General features: G+C 69.7%; 23 protein-coding genes and 1 pseudogene. 12 read left to right on the forward strand and 12 right to left on the reverse strand.

The genetic code is table 11. The features are described 5' to 3' along the window. Positions 1–31: 31 nt before the first annotated feature. The 3 genes from ACFV7R_RS25820 to ACFV7R_RS25830 all read right to left on the reverse strand — a co-directional run bounded on the left by ACFV7R_RS25820 (position 32) and on the right by ACFV7R_RS25830 (position 2,919). Positions 32–1,492, reverse strand: coding sequence for a dihydrolipoyl dehydrogenase family protein (locus ACFV7R_RS25820; RefSeq protein WP_385267460.1), 1,461 nt, complete (start codon positions 1,490–1,492; stop codon positions 32–34). Between the two features lie 15 nt (positions 1,493–1,507). Beyond that, a complete protein-coding gene (locus ACFV7R_RS25825) occupies positions 1,508–2,011 on the reverse strand; it encodes a YybH family protein (RefSeq protein WP_385267462.1) in 504 nt (167 codons plus the stop codon). Positions 2,012–2,205: 194 nt separating this feature from the next. Further along, positions 2,206–2,919 (reverse strand): SDR family NAD(P)-dependent oxidoreductase, encoded by a 714-nt coding sequence (locus tag ACFV7R_RS25830; RefSeq protein WP_385267465.1) that lies wholly within the window; start codon positions 2,917–2,919, stop codon positions 2,206–2,208. A gap of 196 nt (positions 2,920–3,115) precedes the next feature. Between ACFV7R_RS25830 and ACFV7R_RS25835 the strand changes: the two genes are divergently transcribed. After that, complete coding sequence (locus ACFV7R_RS25835; protein WP_385267468.1) at positions 3,116–3,751, forward strand: TetR/AcrR family transcriptional regulator; 636 nt, start codon at positions 3,116–3,118, stop codon at positions 3,749–3,751. On the opposite strand, the gene ACFV7R_RS25840 is transcribed toward ACFV7R_RS25835, so the two are convergent. Further along, positions 3,738–4,457: a hypothetical protein gene (locus ACFV7R_RS25840; protein WP_385267470.1), complete on the reverse strand. Its 720-nt coding sequence runs from the start codon at positions 4,455–4,457 to the stop codon at positions 3,738–3,740. The genes ACFV7R_RS25835 and ACFV7R_RS25840 overlap by 14 nt on opposite strands. A 56-nt stretch (positions 4,458–4,513) precedes the next feature. Continuing rightward, positions 4,514–4,896, reverse strand: a pseudogene (locus ACFV7R_RS25845) (5,10-methylene tetrahydromethanopterin reductase); the annotation flags it as partial. A 118-nt stretch (positions 4,897–5,014) separates the two neighbouring features. On the opposite strand from ACFV7R_RS25845, the gene ACFV7R_RS25850 reads away from it, so the two are divergent. Both ACFV7R_RS25850 and ACFV7R_RS25855 read left to right on the forward strand, forming a co-directional pair. Continuing rightward, on the forward strand, positions 5,015–5,266 hold the full coding sequence (locus ACFV7R_RS25850) for a CGNR zinc finger domain-containing protein (protein WP_385267471.1): 252 nt from the start codon (positions 5,015–5,017) through the stop codon (positions 5,264–5,266). A gap of 108 nt (positions 5,267–5,374) precedes the next feature. After that, positions 5,375–5,554 (forward strand): hypothetical protein, encoded by a 180-nt coding sequence (locus tag ACFV7R_RS25855; protein ID WP_385267784.1) that lies wholly within the window; start codon positions 5,375–5,377, stop codon positions 5,552–5,554. A 96-nt stretch (positions 5,555–5,650) separates the two neighbouring features. On the opposite strand, the gene ACFV7R_RS25860 is transcribed toward ACFV7R_RS25855, so the two are convergent. Continuing rightward, the gene (locus ACFV7R_RS25860) at positions 5,651–5,968 is read right to left on the reverse strand and encodes a hypothetical protein (protein WP_385267473.1); all 318 of its coding nucleotides are present in this window, start codon (positions 5,966–5,968) and stop codon (positions 5,651–5,653) included. Positions 5,969–6,369: 401 nt separating this feature from the next. Between ACFV7R_RS25860 and ACFV7R_RS25865 the strand changes: the two genes are divergently transcribed. The 3 genes from ACFV7R_RS25865 to ACFV7R_RS25875 all read left to right on the forward strand — a co-directional run bounded on the left by ACFV7R_RS25865 (position 6,370) and on the right by ACFV7R_RS25875 (position 8,120). Next, positions 6,370–6,930, forward strand: a complete 561-nt coding sequence (locus ACFV7R_RS25865; RefSeq protein WP_385267476.1) for an NADPH-dependent FMN reductase — start codon at positions 6,370–6,372, stop codon at positions 6,928–6,930. Between the two features lie 126 nt (positions 6,931–7,056). Then, complete coding sequence (locus tag ACFV7R_RS25870) at positions 7,057–7,533, forward strand: MarR family winged helix-turn-helix transcriptional regulator (RefSeq protein ID WP_385267478.1); 477 nt, start codon at positions 7,057–7,059, stop codon at positions 7,531–7,533. Between the two features lie 110 nt (positions 7,534–7,643). Further along, positions 7,644–8,120: a TetR/AcrR family transcriptional regulator gene (locus ACFV7R_RS25875; RefSeq protein WP_385267481.1), complete on the forward strand. Its 477-nt coding sequence runs from the start codon at positions 7,644–7,646 to the stop codon at positions 8,118–8,120. Between the two features lie 91 nt (positions 8,121–8,211). On the opposite strand, the gene ACFV7R_RS25880 is transcribed toward ACFV7R_RS25875, so the two are convergent. Next, on the reverse strand, positions 8,212–9,207 hold the full coding sequence (locus ACFV7R_RS25880; RefSeq protein ID WP_385267484.1) for a D-cysteine desulfhydrase family protein: 996 nt from the start codon (positions 9,205–9,207) through the stop codon (positions 8,212–8,214). Between the two features lie 475 nt (positions 9,208–9,682). On the opposite strand from ACFV7R_RS25880, the gene ACFV7R_RS25885 reads away from it, so the two are divergent. Then, positions 9,683–9,853, forward strand: coding sequence for a hypothetical protein (locus ACFV7R_RS25885; RefSeq protein WP_385267487.1), 171 nt, complete (start codon positions 9,683–9,685; stop codon positions 9,851–9,853). Between the two features lie 76 nt (positions 9,854–9,929). Then, complete coding sequence (locus ACFV7R_RS25890; protein ID WP_385267489.1) at positions 9,930–10,286, forward strand: PRC-barrel domain-containing protein; 357 nt, start codon at positions 9,930–9,932, stop codon at positions 10,284–10,286. A 60-nt stretch (positions 10,287–10,346) separates the two neighbouring features. On the opposite strand, the gene ACFV7R_RS25895 is transcribed toward ACFV7R_RS25890, so the two are convergent. Further along, a complete protein-coding gene (locus tag ACFV7R_RS25895) occupies positions 10,347–11,048 on the reverse strand; it encodes a TetR/AcrR family transcriptional regulator (RefSeq protein WP_385267492.1) in 702 nt (233 codons plus the stop codon). A gap of 286 nt (positions 11,049–11,334) precedes the next feature. On the opposite strand from ACFV7R_RS25895, the gene ACFV7R_RS25900 reads away from it, so the two are divergent. Then, positions 11,335–11,505 (forward strand): hypothetical protein, encoded by a 171-nt coding sequence (locus ACFV7R_RS25900; RefSeq protein WP_385267494.1) that lies wholly within the window; start codon positions 11,335–11,337, stop codon positions 11,503–11,505. Further along, positions 11,502–12,365, forward strand: coding sequence for an FAD-dependent monooxygenase (locus ACFV7R_RS25905; RefSeq protein WP_385267786.1), 864 nt, complete (start codon positions 11,502–11,504; stop codon positions 12,363–12,365). Before ACFV7R_RS25900 ends, ACFV7R_RS25905 begins: the two co-directional genes overlap by 4 nt. A gap of 15 nt (positions 12,366–12,380) precedes the next feature. Here ACFV7R_RS25905 and ACFV7R_RS25910 read toward each other — a convergent pair whose 3' ends face one another. The 4 genes from ACFV7R_RS25910 to ACFV7R_RS25925 form a co-directional block, all read right to left on the reverse strand. Beyond that, positions 12,381–14,591: a xanthine dehydrogenase family protein molybdopterin-binding subunit gene (locus tag ACFV7R_RS25910; RefSeq protein WP_385267497.1), complete on the reverse strand. Its 2,211-nt coding sequence runs from the start codon at positions 14,589–14,591 to the stop codon at positions 12,381–12,383. Beyond that, positions 14,588–15,577 carry an FAD binding domain-containing protein gene (locus ACFV7R_RS25915; RefSeq protein WP_385267499.1) on the reverse strand — a complete coding sequence of 330 codons (990 nt, stop codon included), beginning with the start codon at positions 15,575–15,577 and terminating at the stop codon, positions 14,588–14,590. The genes ACFV7R_RS25910 and ACFV7R_RS25915 overlap by 4 nt, the downstream gene beginning before the upstream one ends. Positions 15,578–15,580: 3 nt before the next feature. After that, the gene (locus ACFV7R_RS25920) at positions 15,581–16,099 is read right to left on the reverse strand and encodes a (2Fe-2S)-binding protein (RefSeq protein WP_385267500.1); all 519 of its coding nucleotides are present in this window, start codon (positions 16,097–16,099) and stop codon (positions 15,581–15,583) included. 259 nt (positions 16,100–16,358) lie between these two features. Beyond that, positions 16,359–17,174, reverse strand: a complete 816-nt coding sequence (locus ACFV7R_RS25925; RefSeq protein WP_385267501.1) for an SAM-dependent methyltransferase — start codon at positions 17,172–17,174, stop codon at positions 16,359–16,361. 193 nt (positions 17,175–17,367) lie between these two features. Between ACFV7R_RS25925 and ACFV7R_RS25930 the strand changes: the two genes are divergently transcribed. Next, entirely contained in the window at positions 17,368–18,054 is a 687-nt protein-coding gene (locus tag ACFV7R_RS25930; protein WP_385267504.1) for a transcriptional regulator, read from the forward strand. Beyond that, positions 18,051–19,028 carry a pyridoxal-phosphate dependent enzyme gene (locus ACFV7R_RS25935; protein WP_385267507.1) on the forward strand — a complete coding sequence of 326 codons (978 nt, stop codon included), beginning with the start codon at positions 18,051–18,053 and terminating at the stop codon, positions 19,026–19,028. The genes ACFV7R_RS25930 and ACFV7R_RS25935 overlap by 4 nt, the downstream gene beginning before the upstream one ends. Positions 19,029–19,156 lie beyond the last annotated feature (128 nt).

The following is a 19,156-nucleotide window of genomic DNA, read 5'->3' on the forward strand; positions in this document are numbered from 1 at the left end:
CGCCGAGTACAAGGGGCGTGCGGTCATGGGCTCAGGCCACCGTGCCGGCGCGGTCCCGGTACGTCTCCAGGATGCGCAGCCAGACCTCACTGATCGTCGGGAAGGCGGGGACGGCATGCCACAGCCGGTCCACCTGCACCTCACTGGCGACGACGACGGTCGCGGAGTACAGGAGTTCCTGTGTCCCGGGGCCGACGAACGTCACACCGACGACAGTGCGGCGATCGGCGTCGATGAGCACACGCGCCTTGCCCTGGTATCCGTCGACGTACTGGGCCGCGCCGGCGACGCGGCCGATCTCGTAGTCCACGACGTCGACGCGGAGCCCGGCGCGCTCCGCCTCCTGAGTCGTCAGCCCCACGCTCGCCACCTCCGGCTCGGAGAAGACCACCTGAGGTACGGCGGCGCTGTCGGCCGTCGAGGCATGGGCGCCCCACCGGCTGTCGTCGAGTGGTTCTCCCTTGGCGCGCGCTCCGATCACGGCGCCCGCGATGCGCGCCTGGTACTTGCCCTGGTGTGTCATCAGTGCGCGGTGGTTGACGTCGCCGACCGCGTAGAGCCATCCGTCGGCGACGTCCGTCACCCGGTACGAGTCGTCCACGGCGAGCCAGGCGCCCGGGGTCAGGCCGACGGTCTCCAGGCCGATGTCCGCGGTGTGGGGCGAGCGGCCGGTTGCGAACAGGATCTCGTCCGCGACCAGTGTGTCCCCGTCGTCCAGCTCGACCTGTACCGGGCTCCCGTCGCGGTCCTCCCGGGCGACGCCGGTCACCGAGGTGCCGAAGCGCAACTCCGCGCCGGCGGCGCGCAGGGCGTCGGCCACCATCTCTCCGGCGAACGGCTCCATCCGGTTGAGCAGGCCCTTGTGTCCGCGCACCAGCATGGTCACCTGCGATCCGAGCGCCTGGAACGCCGTGGCCATCTCGACGGCCACCACACCGCCGCCCACCACGGCGAGGCGGTCCGGCACGTGCTTGGCGGCGGTCGCGTCACGATTCGTCCAGGGACGGACCTGTTCCAGGCCCGGCAGATCGGGGAAGGCGGTGACCGTTCCGGTGGACACTCCGACGGCGTGCCGGGCCGTGAGGCGTACGGTCTCACCCTCGGGCGTCTCCACCACGACCTGGCGCGGCCCGTCCAGCCGGCCGTGACCTCGGACCAGGTCCACGGACACGGAACGAAGCCAGTCGACCTGGTCCTCGTCCTGCCAGTAGGCGGCCATCTTGTCGCGGTGCGCGAAGACCGCGGGCACGTCCAGCGGTCCCTCGACCGCTCGCCTCAGCCCCGGTACCCGGCGGGCGTCGGCGCGCGCGATCACGGGACGCAGCAGCGCCTTACTGGGTTCGCACGCCCAGAACGAGCACTCACCGCCGAGCAGCTCGTTCTCCACGATCACCGATGTGAGCCCGGCCGCCCTCGTACGATCAGCCAGGTTCTCGCCCGCGGGACCGGCACCGAGAACCACCACGTCGTAGGCGCGAGAAGTGCCGTTCATGTCTGCTCCCGTCCGTCATCCGATGGTCGGCTGCTGCACGGCGCACACAGGGGAGAAGGTCACTGCGTGACGGTGGCGCTCGTCCGACGTCGCAGCAGCGTTTCTCCATCTTCCTCTCGTGGGGGCGACATCTCCTGGTGGGGCGGCCTGCCTCACTCCGGGCCGGCCCGTCCGGGAGACGTGGTACTGCCGGATCTGCCAGTCGTCGCCGTCGCATTGCAGGACGAGGGACATGTGCACGTTCGCCTCCCATCCTGCCGGGTCGCTGAAGGTGACGTCCGCGAATCCGCCGGCGACCCGGTCACCGAGGGAGTAGGTGTGCAGGACCGTGACATCGGCACGTCGATCGTCCGCGACCGCCTCGTAGTAGGCCCGTACGGCGTCGCGGCCTGCGACGACCACCGGCCCGAAGCCCTGGAAAAGGGCGTCGGAGGTGAACAGCTCCGCCATCACGTCCGGCTGGTGGCTGTCGAAGGCGGCTTTCCAGCGGGCGAGGACCTCGTGCATCGGGTGGCTCATGACCCTGTTCCTTGTCGGTTTCGGTGAGTGCTGTCGTGGAGTCTTCTGTCCCTGACCCCCCGGTGCGGGCCACAGGCGCGAGCCGGTCTGCGGAGTCCCAGCCGCGGGGTGGCCGACGGGCGCGAGCCGGTGCAGCGGTCGGTGAAGTGGCTGCGCAGAGCCCGCGCCGGCTTGCCGACGAAGGTCCGGCCTGGTCAGTGCCCGGCCGTCTGCCCACCGTCGACGGGCAGGATCGCCCCGGTGACGAAGGGGGCGTTCTCCAGATAGATCACCGCGTCCGTGATGTCGTCGATCTCGCCCATGCGACCCACCGGGTGCAGCTCGGCGAGGGTCGCGTGGTACTCCTCGGGGTGCATCGGAGTCTTGATCGTCCCGAGGGCGACCGCGTTGGCCCGGATGCCCCGCGAGGCGTACTCGATGGCGAGGGCCTTGGTGGCGGCCTGCAGGCCGCCCTTGGACAGGGACGCGAGCACGGAGGGCACGGCGGAGTTCGGGTGCTCGACCAGGCTGGTGGTGATCTGGACGATGTGCCCGCCGCCCTGCTTGAGCATCTGCTCGATCGCGAGCTGGCTGATGCGGAAGAAGCCGTCGACGTTCACCCCCATCACCGCGGCGTAGTCCTCCTCGGTGAAGTCGGTGAACGGCTTGGAGACGAAGATGCCCGCGTTGTTGACCAGCGTGTCGATGCGGCCGAACCGCTCCACGCCGGCCGCGATGACGCGCTCGGCGGTGGCCCGGTCGGCGATGTCTCCCTGGACGGTGAGAACGTCCGCGTCATACGACTCGCCGATGCTGCGCGACGTCGCGACGACGGCGTAGCCCAGCTTGCGGTAGGCGGTGACGAGCCCGGCGCCGATGCCCTGCGAAGCGCCGGTGATGACGGCGACCTTCTGATCCTGGATGCTCATGATGATCCTCCGGTGTGTCGGTGAACTGTGCCGACCAAGGTACTAGCCGACCGGTCGCCTAAAAGTAGACGACCGGTCGATAATAGTCAAAGGCTGCCCTCCATACGCGCACCTGAAGGCTGCCCTGCGCGCGCACCCAGAGGCTGGCGTCCGTGCGTACATGGAGCTGGTAGTCGAATGGTCGTATACTTCACCCATGGGCCGAACCAGCGATGCAAGGCAGAAGATCCTCACGGCGGCGCAGACTCTGATCGAGCTGCGCGGCTACTCGGCACTGGGCGTCGCCGAGATCTGCAAGACGGCAGGGGTCCCCAAGGGCAGCTTCTACTACTTCTTCGAGTCGAAGGAGTCCCTGGCGCTGGCCGTGATCGACGAGCACTGGGCCGCCCAGCAGCGTGACTGGGTCCGCGTCCTGCGCAGCGACCAGGAGCCCTTGCAGCGGCTCAGGCAGCTGTTCGAGGAGACCGAGGCCGCTCAGCGTGCCGGCCAGGCCACCTGCGGCACCGTGTCCGGGTGCATGTTCGGCAATCTCACCCTGGAGATGAGCAACCAGACGGATGCGATTCGTGAGCGTCTGCAGCAGATCTTCGACGCGCAGGTGGACATGGTCGAGGACGTGATCTCCGCGGCGCTGGAGCGCGGGGACGTCACGGTCGCCGACACCCGCGCCGCCGCCCGTTCCGTGGTGGCGCAGTTGGAGGGGCAGGTGCTGTTCGCCAAGCTCTACAACGACACCTCGCAGCTCGAGGCACTGTGGCGCAACTGCCTGTCCTTGCTGGGGGCGCGCTCGTCCGACGTCGAGAGGGCTGCGGTGGGCGTCAGTCGAACCTGACGTCCGCGATGTCGATCGTGACGAGTTCGAAGTCGCGCAGGACCACCCCGTCCTCCCTCAGCGGATGGACGCGTCGCCTGGTCGGGACCATGATTCCGCCGAACTCCGCGTGGTCGAAGCTGTAGTGCGCGGCCGGTCCCGCGTTGATGACCTCCGCGGTGTAGTCGTGCCTGCGGAGCAGTCCGGCCTCGTCGAAGTAGAAGACCTGCTCCCGGCAGTGCGTGGCGATGTCCTCGGGGAAGGTCACCTTCAGCCGGCGCCGCGTCTCGCCCTCCTCCCTCACGGGAGGCAGTTCCTCGGTCAGGAACCCGGGGGAGACGAAGGTGAAGGGGGATGTCAGGTACGTCCACATCGCGTAACCGGCGAAGTAGGCCACGTGCAGGTCGTCCCAAGGGGTCTCCAGCGTGTGACCCGTGAACGCGTTCCGGGGCGCCAGGCGCTCGGACCGGACCTCACCCTGGTCGGTTTCCACGGCCACGCGCTCGGCGGTGAAGGATGTGCGCAGACCAGGAGCCGTGAAGGGGTAGTGGCTGGTGTACTGCCGGCGAAGCCCGACCCGGACAGAGGCGCGGTCGAAGATGCCCTCCCGGCCCTTCATCGCCCACAGTGCCCCTCCGGAGCGGAAGTCGACGGTGGCTGTCTCGTACTGCGCATAGCGGTCGAGACCGCCGTGCGCCTGGATGACGTGGGTTGTGAGCTCGGTCATGTGAAAGTCCTCCTGTTCGAAGCGGTGGCCGTGTCGATGCCCCTCGATGGGGTGCTTCATCGCGGGCCGTCCTCGGACGCGGCCCGCCCCCGGCCCTGCCGCGCCGCGGTGAGCGAGGTGTGAGTGGGGGCGTCCGGGACGTGGGCAGGGCGGCCGTCGGCGAACTCCTTGCGCAGCACGGGCACGATCTCGCCCAGCATCTCGATCTGTTCGAGCACCGTCTTGTGCGGCACGCCGATGCCGTCCACGTTGAACAGCTGACGCTGGTAATCGCCCCCGCGTTCTCGCGGTAGGCCGGCACGCGGTCGACGACTCGCTGAGGGCTTCCCGCGATCACCGCCGCCTGCTCGGCGATCTCCGGGTTGCGGATGGACGCGTGCTAGACGAACGGCGGCACGCCGTCCAGTGGGCGCGGGGTCGAGGTGAGGCCCCGCAGCGGAGGAAAGGCTCGATGAGTGGTTCCGTCAGGCCGGGATCACCGAGCGCGAGATCCCTTGCGGGCCGGCGGACCTGGAGAAGGCCCTGGCGTCCCGCAGCTCACCGCGGGCGGGCGCCAGGTGGAGGCCACCGTCGAGCAGGCCCTCGCCTACGTCGCACGGGACGTCGTCGGGGCGCTCAGCTGTGCGGACGTGTTCCTGTTCAAGGAGTGCGGCAACCCCGAGTGCTCGCAGATCCACATCGACCGGTCCCGGGGCGCCCGGCGGGAATTGTGCGCCATGGATCCGTGCGGCAACAAGATGAAGGCGGCCGCCTATCGCGCGCGCAAGCGGACGAGCGCACAGCGGACGGTCGCCGGGCACTCGCGCTGACGGAGCACAGACCGAGCGAGCGTCACCCCCTTGACAGGTGACGATCGGTGTATGAGGATCGACAACGTCGCCCCACTGTTCCGTTCTGAGGTCGCCGGAGGTATCGACATGAAGGACGAAGGCACGGCGGAGAACTCGGCCGCCCAGTCGGTCAGGCAGCAACGCTTCGGGAAGCTGCCGGAGCGGGTCCGCCCGGAAGACATGATCGAAGAGTGGCCGGCTGTGGACCACGATCCGGCAAGGGGCGCGTACAACCCGGACGAGTGGCTCGTGCGGTACTGCCTCTGAGTCCGGCCGGGTCGCCGCGTGTACCGAACGACCAGGAGAGCCCCGTGAAGATGCGCAAGACTTTGACCGCCCTGATGTCCGTGTCCGCGGCGGTCGTTATCGCCTGCGGGTGCCTCCTGCAGGTCTTCTGACCGTCGAGTAGCTGTTCTGGCCGTCGAGCAGGACAACGAGCCGACGCCAGGTCGACTGAGGCGGGCGGCGGTGTGTTTGCTCAGTGGCGACGTTGCGCAGAGCGGCGGCCGGCTTCCCGAGGTCCAGTCCGGCCAGATGGTCGAGGAAGTGGCGGCGTACGGCGGCGAGATTCGTCGGCCATGCTTCCTCCAGGATGGCCGGCCCGGCATCGGTGGGGGCGGCGCGCCACCCGCGGCCGTCATGGCCGTACCGCACACGCCGGACGAAGCCCTGGCTTTCCAACCGGTGTACGACGCGGGTCGTACCGCTCAGTGACAATCTCGCAGGCGTCGGCGAGATCACCCATGCGCAGCTGCCGGTCCGGCGCCTCCGACAGATGCATCAGGGTCAGGTGCTCCGTGGTGGACAGCCGCTGCTCGCGGACCATGTCGGCGTCGATCGCGCGGCAGGCAGTAGACGAGATGCGGAAGGGCCCGGACCACGGCCTCTTCGTCCGCCGTGAGCGGTCGTATCGCGCCGGCTGCGGGCGCCGGTTTCTGTGTCATGGAAGGCATCGCCTCATCGGTGCGCGGCCGCTTCCTCGCAGAGGTTACTTGACGAAGCAAGTTCTTTGGAATATAAGTTGCTTGTTGAAGCAATTAAATCCCGGACGTGTGCCGGGAGCACCTCCCTGAAGGATTGCCATGATCAAGATCGGAATCATCCTCGGCAGCACCCGCCCCGGGCGGAACGGCGAGGCCGTGGCCCGCTGGGTGTACGACGTCGCCTCCCAGCGCACCGACGCGGAGTTCGAGCTGGTCGATCTGCTGGACTACAAGCTTCCGCACCTCGACGAGATGCTCCCGCCGTCGCTGGGTCAGTACGCGCAGCCGCACACCCAGGAGTGGGCGAGCAAGATCGCCTCGTTCGACGGGTTCGTCATCGTCACGCCCGAGTACAACCACTCCACGTCCGGGGTCCTGAAGAACGCGATCGACTTCCTCTACGCGGAGTGGAACAACAAGGCGGTCGGCTTCGTCAGCTACGGCTCGCTGGGTGGCGCCCGTGCGGTGGAGCACCTGCGCCTGGTCGCGGGTGAACTCCAGATGGCCGACGTCCGTTCCCAGGTTGCACTGTCGCTGTTCAACGACTTCGAGAACTTCAGCGAGTTCAAGCCCGGCGACTTCCAGGTGGAGGCGCTGAACACCACGCTGGACCAGGTGCTGGCTTGGAGCGCGGCTCTCGCCCCGCTCCGCGCCGCGTAACGCACTTAGCGTCATTGCTCGTGCCCTGCCCCGGAGAAAGCGGGGCAGGGCATCCGTCTGACTGTGCGAGTGATCGATGGGCTCAGGAGTTTCTTCGCTGAGCAAGTAACCAAGTAACATGGAGTCATGTCACGCGAGGCACGGAAGTCGGAGTCCATCGAGCAGGGATTGCGCCCCCTCACCGCAGACGAAGAGGCTGTCGTGCGAGCGCTCGGCCGTGTCATCTACGCCCTGCCCCGCGCCATCGACGCGGACATGATGAGGGAGCAGCGGCTCTCTCTCAGCGAGTATCTGACCCTGGTGAACCTGTCCGAGGCTCCGGACCGGCAGTTGCGCATGAGCGACCTCGCTGCCGCCGTGGAGATGTCGCTCAGTGGTATGACACGTCTTGCGAGCCGGTTGGAGAGTCAGGGGCTGATCAAACGGGTCAGGTCGGAAGAAGACGCTCGCGGCTGGAACGCCGTCCTCACCGACGTCGGCCTGACCCGGCTGGAGGAGGCCTGGCCCGCCAACCTGGCCTCCGTCCGCCGCCACTTCCTCGACCACCTGGCGGGCCTGGACCTGCGGAAGCTCGCCGTGGCTCTGCGCAACATCGCCACGTGAGCTGAACGGCTGTCCGGCCCGGTCCGTCACCGACCTCGTCGGTGGTCCCGGGCGAACCCCGCGCCCAAGTGCCACTAATTGCGGAGTATCACTGGTCGCGGCAGGCGGGAATGGCCTCCTCGCCATGCCCGCCCTACCTGGAGTTCCGCCACGAGCGCAGCCGTAACCGGATCACCCGGACGCTGACTTGGTTCCGTACCCCGCGCGAGCAGATGCTCGGCGTGTTCGACGCGCTGGGCGAGGCGTTCACCGAACCCGGGTACAACGGTTGCGCGTTCGTGCGGGCCACTGCCGAGGCGCCGGAGGACAGTGTGGTGCGCCGCGCCACGGATAACTACCGTGCCTGGGTGCGGGGCTTGTTCACCGAACTGGCCACCGCGTCCGGGTACGCCGGGCCCGAGGAACTGGCTCGCCGGCTCCACCTGCTGTACGACGGGGCGGAACAGTCCGCGCGGATGGACCGTGACCCCTCTGCCGCCACGACCGCCCGCGCCGCTGCAGCCGACCTGCTCGACGCCGCGCCACTGACAGGGCCCGCCACAGCCGGGCAATCGGTCTCACTGATCGTTCCCGAACGCCAGCGGTGACGCGGAACTGCGCCTGGACGGTTCCGATCACGTCGACCCCACTGGACCAAGAGCATGATCGGGCCGGTCTGCCGGCGCCGCTTCACCAGTCTCAGAAAGTGCGACTCCTCGTGCCGAGGTCCGCGGCGGCGGCCGCGACTGCGGCTGTGTGGCCGAACAGGCCGGGGAGGCCGCCCGTGTGCAGGAAGACGGTGCGACGGTCGGGAGCGATGTCTCCGTCCTCCACAGCTGCGATCAGGCCCGCCATCGCCCGGCCGGTGTAGACGGGGTCGAGCACGATGCCCTCCGTCCGAGCCGTGAGGTTCATGGCGGCCATGACGCGGCCCGTCAGAACTCCGTAGCCCTCGCCGACCTGGTCGAGCCGCAGCCGCAGCGAGCTCAGCGCGTGCGGTGTGCCGGACAGGGCGGAGGCGAAGGCGGACACGGTGGTGGCCGGATCCGGCACGGCACCGCAGTGGACGCCGAGGACCCGCTCGGGGCCGAGCGCGTCGACGAGGCCGGCCATGGTGCCGCCGGACCCGAGCGCGACGACCACCGTGTCCACGTCGGGGGCCTGAGTGAGGAGTTCGCGTCCGCAGGCGGCGTAGCCGCGTGCGCCGAGCGCGCTGGAGCCACCGAAGGGAATCAACGCCGGTACGGCGCCGTCCGCCCTCAATCGGGCGGCCACTTCCTCGGCCGCGGCCGTGAGGGCCTGGCCGTGAACGTCGCCGGCCCAGACGACGGTGGCACCCAACAGCGCGTCGAGGGTGAGGTTACCCTGGGCCGGCCCACCCGGTGAGCCCGCGAGGACCAGGACGGTCTCCAGTCCGAGGCGGGCGCCCGTGGCCGCGGTCAGCCGTGCGTGGTTGCTCTGCGGCGCGCCGGTCGTCACGAGGTGTGTGGCCCCCTCGGCGAGTGCCGCCCCGCACAGCCACTCCAACTTGCGAATCTTGTTGCCGCCGCCACCCGTGCCGGTGAGGTCGTCGCGTTTGATCCAGAGGGCGTCCGCGCCGAGGCCCAGTGCCTGGGCGAGCCGGGGTATGGGCTCCAGGGGGGTGGGCCAGGTGCCGAGTGAGACGGGTCGCGGAACGTCGCTTGCGGAAGTCATGGTCACATGATCGGCCCTGGGGTTGCCGGTCACATGAGCGGTCCTGGATGTGTTCCGTTCCGCAGGCCGACGCCTTTCCCCACCTTCCTCCGCCGTTCCTGCTGCGCATCGCCACGCACTCACGCCGTCACCTTTTTGACAGGTGACGATAGCACTGGCGTGCTCGCCGCCAGCTCAACCGGTGACGCGCATGCGTCCCGGCGCCCAGTCCCTGAAAGTGGATGCCACAAATGGATCCGCTCAGGGGCTGTACCTGATCGTCCGTGACATCGAGGCAGTACGTGCGGAACTGCTGGGCCGTGCTTCCCGGACTCTCCCCACAGATCACCGCTTCTACGACGCCCTGCCGTTCCGCGACTTCTGTTCTGACACCGGCGGGTGCCGAGGATTCGGATCTGATCTCGTTCGTGCCGCGTGCGCCATCGGCGGGCCCGGGTTGCGATGTGCCGGGTGCGGCTGGACACAGTCCGCGCCCGTGCGCCGGACCCCCTTCCAGGTGGAGCTGCGCCGGACGGACACCACAGTGACCGTCACCCCGGACATCTCGGTCCTGCAGGCCATACGGCGGGCCAGAGCGGAGGTGCTGTGCGCGGCTGCCGCGTGGCAGCCGACGGTGCACCGGGGCAGGCTGGAGAGCGCAGGGTGACCGTCCGGGGCTCGCAAGCCGCTCTTGCCGCCGTGGGCGGCCACTGCGACCACGGTCTGTCCAGGGAGCGGAACGCATGATTCAGTCAGCCGACATCCGTGAATGGTGCGACCACGATGTCGTCGACCCGAAGGGACGCAAGATCGGCGCGTTGGAAGCGGTCTACGTGGACACCACCACCGACGAACCGGCCATGGCCACTGTCCGGACGGGGCTGCCCACTCGCCAGCGCCTTGTGTTCGTCCCCCTCGACGAGGCGATCGTCGGCCCGGACTACCTCAAGGTCGCGTACTCCAAGGGGCAGGTACGGAAAGCTCCGTCCATCGACACGGACGGCGTACTGCCCGCCGAGGACGAACCAGCGATCTTCCAGCACTACGGGATGGCCTACCGCCCCGGCACCAAAGGCGAGCGGCAACTCGCACGCCGCTGAACCGGCCGCCACACCGAGGAGACACTCGCACGACGGCGCGGTGACCGGCGGTGGCCGGTGTCAGGTTCGGGTGGTGGCCGGGCGCTGTCGGGGTCTGAGCCGGGCTGTGGTCGGTCGGTCGGGCGCGGCGGCGGCGACCAGTTGGTCGATGCCGTCTTCCAGCGCGTCGACCACGTCGGGGACCGCCGCCTCGACGGCACCCTGGTCGACGTCCTCGCGGTCATAGCTGGAGGACACGAGGCGCTCCACGGCGTCCAGGAGCAGGTCTCGCCCGTCGGGATCGGCGAAGCCCCTCGCGAGTGCACCGCCCAGGACTGCCTCGATCCCCATGACGATCTCGTCGTCGGCCACCTCGCGGACCAGGTGGTGGGCGCGCATGACGGCCAGAATCCTGTACAGCGCCCGGGTCGGCGACTCGAAGCGGCCGGGCGGCCCAAGGGGCCGGTCGGCCATCAGCGGGGCCATGTCCGGGTTGTCCAGGCCGGCCGCGATCTCACGCCGGATGACGGTGCCCAGACGCAGGAGGGACGGATCGTCGCGGAGGTCGTCCGCGAGTGCGGCGAAGTGCCCGGCGAGCTCGAGCTGGAGAACGGCGTCCCGTAGGCGTGTCTTGGACGGCCAGTAGAGGAAGACCGTCCCCTTGCCGACGCCGGCGCGAGCCGCGATGTCGTCGACCGTCGTGCGCTCCGCGCCGGTCTCCCGGAACTGTGTCCTGGCCGCAGCCAGGATCGCTTCCGTTCGGTCCTGTGCCGGACGTGCCACGCCGTCTCTCCTCTCGCCTGTCTGCATGGTAGCCGCCTCTGCCTGTTTTTGACCGATAGCATTTTTGTGGTCAATAATGGTGGCCTCGGCATCCACAGGAGAGGACCGACATGAACAAGCCGCGCGCCCTCGTCGTGGGCATGGGCATCGGAGGCCTGGCCACGGCACTGCGCCTGCACGACATCGGCTGGACACCCTGCTCGTCGAACGCGCCCCCGAACGCCGTTCCTCCGGATACTTCATCGGGCTCTTCGGCACCGGCCGCGCCGCCGCGCAGCGGCTCGGCGTGCTCGACGCGATCGGCAACCGGTACGACGCCACGAGCACGACCTACGACATCGACCGGGAAGGTCGCCGTCGCCAGCCGGGCCTGGGCTACGGCGACCTGCCCGGTTCCCCCACCTGGTCCTCCGGGGCGACATCGAGGCCGCCCTCTACGACGCCGTCGAGCCTCTGACCGAGATGCGCTTCGCCACGACACCGCTGGCCATCGACGAGGGCCCCGCGGGCGTGGACGTCACGCTGCGTACGACAGCGGGCGCCACCGTCGACACCACCGAGCGGTTCGACCTCGTCGTGGGGGCCGACGGCCTGCGCTCCACGGTGCGCCGCCTGGCCTTCGGTCCGGACACCGACTGCCTCCAGCCCCTCCACCACATCATCGGCGCCACGGTCCTCAAGAGCCCCGTACCCGGGTACCGGCCCACCGACGGCCTCGTCCTCGCCGAGCCGGGCCGCTCCGCCTGGGTCTTCCCGTTCGCCGACCACCAGCCGACCGTGCTGTTCAACTACCGCACCGACGACGAGGACGCCGAGTTCCGGCGCCCGCCCATCGAGTCACTGCGCCGCGCCTTCGGTCCCGAACCGACCGAAGCCGTGCTGGAGAACCTCCTCCAGCAGTTCGAGGAGGCCGATGACTTCCTCTTCGACTCCACGCACCAGGTCCTGATGCCCACCTGGCACACCGACCGCGTCGTCCTCCTCGGCGACTCGGCCTGGTGCCTGACCCTCTACTCCGGCATGGGCGCCTCCACCGCCCTGGCCGGCGCCGACCTGCTCGGCACCAGCCTGCAGCGCAACCCCGGCAACCCCGCCCGGGCACTGCGCGAGTGGGAGCAGAAGCTACGGCCCTTCATGGCCACCCACCAGAAGATCGGCCGCAAGGACCTGGTGATGTTCGTTCCCCAGACGCCCCGGGACAAGGCGACCCGTACCCTCACGCAGAACCTGCTCGGCAATCCGGTCGGCAAGCGGGCGATGAAGGCCCTCACCGCCAGGAGGTTCCAGGACAAGCTGATCGACATCGCCGCGGCCTGACCGGCCCGTCAGACCTCACAGCATGAGTCGGTCGATGGTGATCGGGAGGGAGCGGATGCGGCGGCCGGTGGCGTGGAAGACGGCGTTGCCGATGGCCGCTGCCAGCCCGACCAGGCCGACTTCGCCGACTCCCTTGGTCCCCACCGCGGTTGCCCGGTCGGGTCCGCCGACGAAGAGCACCTCCATGTCGGGGATGTCGGCGTTCACCGGCATCAGGTAGTCCCCGAAGGTTGCGTTGGCGATGCGGCCGGTGACCTGGTCGGTGGCCGTCTCCTCGAACATCGCCTGGCTGATGCCGCCGACCGTGCCGCCGATGATCTGGCTGGTGGCGGTCTTCTCGTTGAGGATGCGCCCGCCGTCGATCGCGGAGACGACCCGTGCCACCCGCAGCAGGCCCAGTTCGGGGTCGAGGCGCACCTCGACGAACTTGGCCCCGAAGGCACCGGAGGGCGCCATGCCCAGCTCCTCGGCCTGCGGGGGAGTACTCCTGCCGTCGGCGCTGAGCTCCTCGAGGCCGTGCCGGGTCAGGATCTCCGTGTAGGTCTCACCCTGTGCGGGATCTCCGATGCGGTGGATGCGCCCGTCGGTGACGGTCACGTCGTCGAGCGCGGCTCCGCGCAGCGGGGATCCGGTGTCCTCGCGCACGACGTCGAGGAACTCCTGCACCAGGCGCCGGCAGGCCGTGTGGACGGCGGTGCCGAGGGCGCCGGTGAGGCCGGAGCCGCCGGCCTGGGGCGCGTACGGCATGTCGGAGTCGCCGAGGTCGAACCGCACCCGGGCGATGTCGACGCCGAGGAGCTCGGCCGCCAGTTGGGTCATGACCGTGTAGGTGCCGGTTCCGATGTCGGTGGCGGCGCTGCGCACGTATGCCGAGCCGTCGTGGCGCACCGAGGCACGGGCCTGGCACGGCACTTGGTAGAACGGGTAGGAGACGCCGGCCAGGCCGTAGCCGACGAGCCAGCGGCCGTCGCGCATGGAGCCGGGTTCCGGGGTGCGCCGCGACCAGCCGAACCGCTCGGCGCCCTCCACGAAGCACTCCCGGAGCGCCTTGCTCGACCAGGGCAGGCCGAGGACCGGGTGCTCCTCGGCGTAGTTGCGCAGCCGGATCTCCAGGGGGTCCATGCCGATGGCGTGGGCGACTTCGTCGATCGCGGACTCCAGGGCGAAGTTGCCCTGCCCCTCGGCCGGTGCGCGCATCGAGCCCGGGCAGGGAATGTTCAGCCGGGCCTGCCGGTCGCGGGTCAGCACGTTGGGGCAGGCGTAGGAGACGGCCGAACAGTAGGAGACCGGTTCGTAGTCGTCGTCCTCCATCGCCACCGACGAGATGCCGTGGTGCTCGATGGCCACGAGGTCCCCGTCCCGGGTGGCGCCGATCTTGATCTGCTGGACGCTGTTGGGCCGGTGCCCCACGGAGGTGAACATCTCCGGCCGGGTCAGCACCAGTTTGACGGGGCGCCCGACCTCGCGGGCGGCCAGCACCGTGAGGACGACGTGGGACCAGACCCGCAGCCCGGCACCGAAGCCGCCGCCGACGAAGGGGGCCAGGACCCGGACGCCGCTCTCGGGGACCTTGAAGATGCCGGCGAGCGAGGTGCGCACGTTGTGCGGCCACTGCGTGGAGTCGTGGACCGTGAGCGAATCGCCGTGCCAGGAGGCGACGGTGGCCATCAGGCCGAGCGGGTTGTTGGTGTTGTCGGGGGTGGTGTAGGCCTCGTCGACGACGACGTCCGCCCGGGCGAATCCGGCGGTGACGTCACCGCGCTCGGTGTCCAGCCCCCAGGGGTTCTCGACGGTCTCGGCGCGGGGATCGTTCACGTCGAGCAGGGCCTCGGCCGGCTCGTACTCGACGCGTACCAGCCGTGCGGCGTGCCGGGCCTGCTCGGCGCTCTCGGCCACCACGATGCCGATGTGCTGCCCGTAGTGCAGGATGCGGTCGTCCTGCAGCGGAGCCGGAGGCGAGCCGCCCAGCAGGGTCATCGGGCCGCGTTCCAGCTTCGGCGCGTTCAGATGCGTCACGACGGCCAGCACGCCCGGCGCCGCCCAGGCCCGGGTCACATCGATGCCGCGGATGCGCCCCGCGGCGATGGTGCTGCCCACCAAGGCGGCGTGCACCATACCGGTGAGGGAGAAGTCGTTGGGGTACTGAGCCGATCCGGTCACCTTCAGCGGAGCGTCCACGCGGTCCAGGCCCGCACCGACGACCGTGCCGGTTTCGAGTGTGGTCATGACGCTGCTCCTGCAACGGTCTCGAGCGTGCGCACGAGGGTGCGCTTGGCCAACTCCACCTTGAACGCGGTGCCGGGCAGCGGCCGGGCACCCTCCAGCGCCGCCTCCGCCGCCGCGCGGAAGACATCGGCACCCGCCCGGGCGCCGCGCAGGACGTCCTCCGCGTCCCAGCATCGCCAGGGGACGGTGCCGACCCCGCCCAGCGCCACGCGCGCCTCCCGCACGAGACCGTCCTCGGTCACGAGAGCCACGCCGGCCGAGGTCAGCGCGAACTCGTAGGAGACACGGTCGCGGACCTTCAGGTAGTGCGACCGTGCGGTCCCGGGCAGCAGGGGGATCTCCAGCGCGGTGATCAGCTCGCCGTGCTGCAGCACGTTCTCGATGTGGGGTGTGTCGCCCGGCGGGAGATAGAACTGGGTCAGGGGGATCGGCCGGGCACCGTTCGCGCCCCGGACGTGGACGACGGCGTCCAGCGCCACCAGCGGAACCGCGACGTCCGAGGCGTGCAGGGCGATGCAGTGGTCGCTGGTGCCGAGGATGGCGTGCATGCGGTGGATGCCCGTGATGGCGGCACACCCGGAGCCGGGGTTGCGCTTGTTGCAGGCGGCGACGGTGGGGTCTCTGAAGTAGCGGCACCGGGCTCGCTGCAGCAGGTTGCCGCCGAGGGTGGCCATGTTGCGCAGCTGGGTCGAGGCGCCGAGCAGAAGAGCTTCTCGTACGAAGGGCAGCCGCTCTCCCACGACGGGATCGGCGGCGAGCTCCTCCATCGTCGTGAGAGCCCCGACCCGGACGGTCGTGTCGGTGTGCGTGATGCCGCCCAGGGGCAGGCGGGTGATGTCGATGAGCCGCTCCGGTCCGAGGACCCCGTCCTTCATCAGGTCCAGCTGCGTCGTGCCGCCGGCCAGGAACGACGCGTGCGGATCGGCGCTGACCACGGCGACAGCCTGCTCGGTGTCGGTGGCCCGCACGTAGTCGAAGGGACGCATGGATCAACCCCCCGCCGCAACGTCGCGGATCGCCGCGCGAATGTTCGGATAGGCGCCACAGCGGCAGATGTTGCCGCTCATGAACTCACGGATCTCTTCCTCCGAGTTCGCGCGTCCCTCGGCGATCAGCGCGACCGCCGACATGATCTGCCCCGGCGTGCAGTAGCCGCACTGGAACGCGTCATGCCGGGCGAACGCCTCCTGCACGGGATGCAGCCCCCCGCCGGCCGACAGCGATTCCACCGTGGTGATCTCACGCCCCTCGTACTGCGCGGCCAGCGCCAGACACGACACCACACGCTTGCCGTCCACCAACACCGTGCAGGCCCCGCACGCGCCCTGGTCACACCCCTTCTTGGCCCCCGTCAGACCCAGATGGTCACGCAGCGCGTCGAGCAGCGTCACACGCGCATCGATCTCCAGCCGATGAGCTGCGCCGTTGACAGTGAGAGTGATATCAACCCGAGAGACATCAGGCGACGACTGACCGGCCGACCGCGCCTCGGTTTCCATATGCTTCATGGCGCCTCAATTCCGGGTGAGTGCGCGTCATACCTCGCCGGCGACTCGGTGGCCGACAAGCAGCAGCCTGGACAATCCGAGAGGGTCCGGCAAGTCGATCAGCTCGGCCAGGCCGAGTCTGCGCACCTCGGTGTTTCCGCCGATGGCGGGCCACCGCCTGCGCTCCGACACGACCTGACCGACGGGACGCCGACGGGGCGCGGCACCGCGAACATGGCTGAATCCGGATCCTGACGCGGCGAGGCCGGGCCCCTAGGGCCTAGAGCCGGCGTCCCACCCCGCAGTACGCGTCGACGGGCTGGGCCGGGGACGAGGAGTCCGGGCGCCACTCGGGGACCGGGACGACGCCGGGCTCCACCAGTTCGAGCCCGTCGAAGTAGCCGGCGATCTCCTCGACGCTGCGCACGTAGTACGGCACTGCGCCGCTCGCGTTGTACGCCTCCGACGCGGCGATCATGCCTTCGCTGGTGGCCGTGCTGTCGCTGATGACCAGGTGACTTCCCGACGGGAGTCCCGCCATGAGCCGGCGCACCAGGTCGCGCGCCTGGTCGTAGTCGGCGACATGGCCCAGCGTGTTGAGGATCATCAGGGCGATCGGCCGGGAGAAGTCGAGCGTGCCCTCGGCAGCCTTGAGGACGGCCTCGGGATCGTACAGGTCGGCGTCCAGATAGGCCGTCCTGCCTTCGGGCGTGCTCGTGAGCAGGGCGTGGGCGTGGGTCAGCACGATGGGGTCGTTGTCGACGTACACGATGCGGGAGTCCGGGGCGACGCGCTGCGCCACCTCGTGCGTGTTGTCGGCGGTCGGAAGCCCGGTGCCTATGTCCAGGAACTGCCGGACGCCCTGCTCTCCGGCCAGATAGCGGACGGCCCGCCCCAGGAAGTGCCGGCTCGTGACCGCCACGTCGACGAGGCCGGGGAAGATCTCCTTGATCTGGTCCCCGATCTCACGGTCGACCTCGTAGTTGTCCTTGCCGCCGACGAAGTAGTTCCAGAAGCGGGCCGAATGCGGCTTGGACGTGTCGATCCGGGTACGCGTCTGCGCGGCAGCGATGATCTCGGGGTTGGAGTCCGACACGGCAGAGCCTCCTGCAGCTTGGTGGTGGTGATCAGATCACCAACCTAGGCGAACTTGCCGCTCATGCTGCGGGGTTGGGGGGCTTGCCTCCCGCGAGCCACGGTGTTTTCCGGCCATCGCCGTTGCCCTCCTCCTGAACGCTGGGGTTAGACTGTGAGTCCAGTATTGGATTTTAAGTCCAAGGGAGGGTGGTGTGGTGGAACACGACCCGGACGCCGAGCGGGACGCGATCATCGGCGCCCTCGTCCCGGTGGTTCATGGCATCGCGGCGACCTTCGGGCCCGTGTGCGAGGTCGTGCTGCACGACTACCGGCAGCCGGAGAAGTCGGTGGTCGCCGTCGCCGGTTCGGTCACCGGGCGGGCGGTGGGCGGGGCGATGAGTGAGATCGGCATGCGGGTGCTCGCCCGCGGCGACGAGGCGCGCGACGAGCTGAACTACGTCACGCGGAACGGGGCCGGGCAGCTGCTCAAGTCGTCCACGATGGTGCTGCGTGACTCCGCGGGAGCGGTGTTCGGAGCCCTGTGCGTCAACGTGGACGCCGGCGCGGTCCGGCAGGCCCACGCGCTGCTCGGCGCCCTCGCCGGCATCGGCGGCGACCCGGGGCCGGCGCCGGTCACCACCTTCGGCAACGACATCGACTCGGTCGTCGACGCCATCCTCGACGCCCACCAGCTGCGGCAGCACCAGACGTGGGCCGGCCTCGACCGTGCCGAGCGCCTCGAGTTCTTCCGCAGCCTGGACGAGCACGGCGTGTTCGCGGTGCGCCGGGCGGTCGAGCAGGTCGCCGCCCGCCTCGGCATCTCCCGTGCCTCCGCCTACAGCTACCTCTCCCAGGCCAGAGCCGCCACCGACCCGACGTCCAAGGGGGACAACCAGTGACGACCACCACTCCGCCCGTCACGCTCGACGACGTCCGGGACGCCGCCGCCCGGCTCAAGGGCGTCGCCCACCGCACGCCCGTACTGCGCTCCCGGACCCTGGACGCGCTCGTCGGCGCCGAGGTCTTCCTCAAGTGCGAGAACTTCCAGCGCGTGGGCGCCTTCAAGTTCCGCGGCGCCTACAACACCGCCTCCCGGCTCACGCCCGAACAGCTGGCCCGCGGCATCGCCGCCTACTCGTCCGGCAACCACGCCCAGGCCGTTGCTCTCGCCGCCCGTGAACTGGGCACCACCGCAGTGATCGTCATGCCCGAGGACGCCCCGCCCGCCAAGCGGGACGCCACCCTCGGCTACGGCGCCGAGATCGTCACGTACGACCGCTACACCGGCGACCGGGTCGCCGTCGCCGAAGCGCTGGCCGCCGAGCGGGGTCTCACCGTCATCCCGCCGTACGAGCATCCCCACGTGATCGCCGGGCAGGGCACTGCGGCACTCGAACTCCTCGAAGAAGTGGGGGAGCTGGACGCGCTGATCACACCGGTCGGCGGCGGCGGGCTGATCGCCGGGAGTTCCACCGTGGCCAAGGGAATGCACCCCGGCATCCGTGTGATCGGCATCGAGCCGGAGGCCGGCGACGACACCAAGCGGTCCCTCGAGGCGGGCCACCGGATCGCCATTCCGGTGCCGCGCACCATCGCCGACGGGCAGGCGCTGCACACGCCCGGTGAGCTGACCTTCTCCGTGAACCGGCGGCTCGTCGACGGGATCGAGCTGGTCAGTGACGACGAGATCCGCATGGCGATGCGCTTCGCCTTCGAGCGGCTGAAGATCGTCGTCGAGCCGAGCGGCGCCACCCCGTTGGCCGCCCTGCTCGCAGGCCGGGTGGACAGGCTCCCACGCCGGATCGGCGTGATCGTCTCCGGTGGCAACGTCGACGCCGACCGCTTCGCGCGGCTCTGCGCGGGCGGCGAGTGAGGCAGGCGTGGCGGGCAGGGGCCGTACGGGCGGACGATGGAGGGGAGGGGCTCGGCCCCGCCGGTTCCGCTCACGACCCACGGGAGCGGGAGACGGAGACCGGCCCCGGCCGCATCGGGCGCGGCCGG

It is taken from the genome of Streptomyces sp. NPDC059866 (assembly GCF_042731325.1).
Taxonomy (GTDB): Bacteria; Actinomycetota; Actinomycetes; order Streptomycetales; family Streptomycetaceae; genus Streptomyces; species Streptomyces flavusporus.

Excerpts from the sequence above, each read along its gene's own strand:
- ACFV7R_RS25820 (WP_385267460.1), bottom strand. The coding sequence starts at position 1,492 with ATGAACGGCACTTCTCGCGCCTACGACGTGGTGGTTCTCGGTGCCGGT.
- ACFV7R_RS25825 (WP_385267462.1), bottom strand. The coding sequence starts at position 2,011 with ATGAGCCACCCGATGCACGAGGTCCTCGCCCGCTGGAAAGCCGCCTTC.
- ACFV7R_RS25830 (WP_385267465.1), bottom strand. The coding sequence starts at position 2,919 with ATGAGCATCCAGGATCAGAAGGTCGCCGTCATCACCGGCGCTTCGCAG.
- ACFV7R_RS25835 (WP_385267468.1), top strand. The coding sequence starts at position 3,116 with ATGGGCCGAACCAGCGATGCAAGGCAGAAGATCCTCACGGCGGCGCAG.
- ACFV7R_RS25840 (WP_385267470.1), bottom strand. The coding sequence starts at position 4,457 with ATGACCGAGCTCACAACCCACGTCATCCAGGCGCACGGCGGTCTCGAC.
- ACFV7R_RS25855 (WP_385267784.1), top strand. The coding sequence starts at position 5,375 with ATGAAGGACGAAGGCACGGCGGAGAACTCGGCCGCCCAGTCGGTCAGG.
- ACFV7R_RS25865 (WP_385267476.1), top strand. The coding sequence starts at position 6,370 with ATGATCAAGATCGGAATCATCCTCGGCAGCACCCGCCCCGGGCGGAAC.
- ACFV7R_RS25870 (WP_385267478.1), top strand. The coding sequence starts at position 7,057 with ATGTCACGCGAGGCACGGAAGTCGGAGTCCATCGAGCAGGGATTGCGC.
- ACFV7R_RS25875 (WP_385267481.1), top strand. The coding sequence starts at position 7,644 with ATGGCCTCCTCGCCATGCCCGCCCTACCTGGAGTTCCGCCACGAGCGC.
- ACFV7R_RS25880 (WP_385267484.1), bottom strand. The coding sequence starts at position 9,207 with ATGACTTCCGCAAGCGACGTTCCGCGACCCGTCTCACTCGGCACCTGG.
- ACFV7R_RS25890 (WP_385267489.1), top strand. The coding sequence starts at position 9,930 with ATGATTCAGTCAGCCGACATCCGTGAATGGTGCGACCACGATGTCGTC.
- ACFV7R_RS25910 (WP_385267497.1), bottom strand. The coding sequence starts at position 14,591 with ATGACCACACTCGAAACCGGCACGGTCGTCGGTGCGGGCCTGGACCGC.
- ACFV7R_RS25915 (WP_385267499.1), bottom strand. The coding sequence starts at position 15,577 with ATGCGTCCCTTCGACTACGTGCGGGCCACCGACACCGAGCAGGCTGTC.
- ACFV7R_RS25920 (WP_385267500.1), bottom strand. The coding sequence starts at position 16,099 with ATGAAGCATATGGAAACCGAGGCGCGGTCGGCCGGTCAGTCGTCGCCT.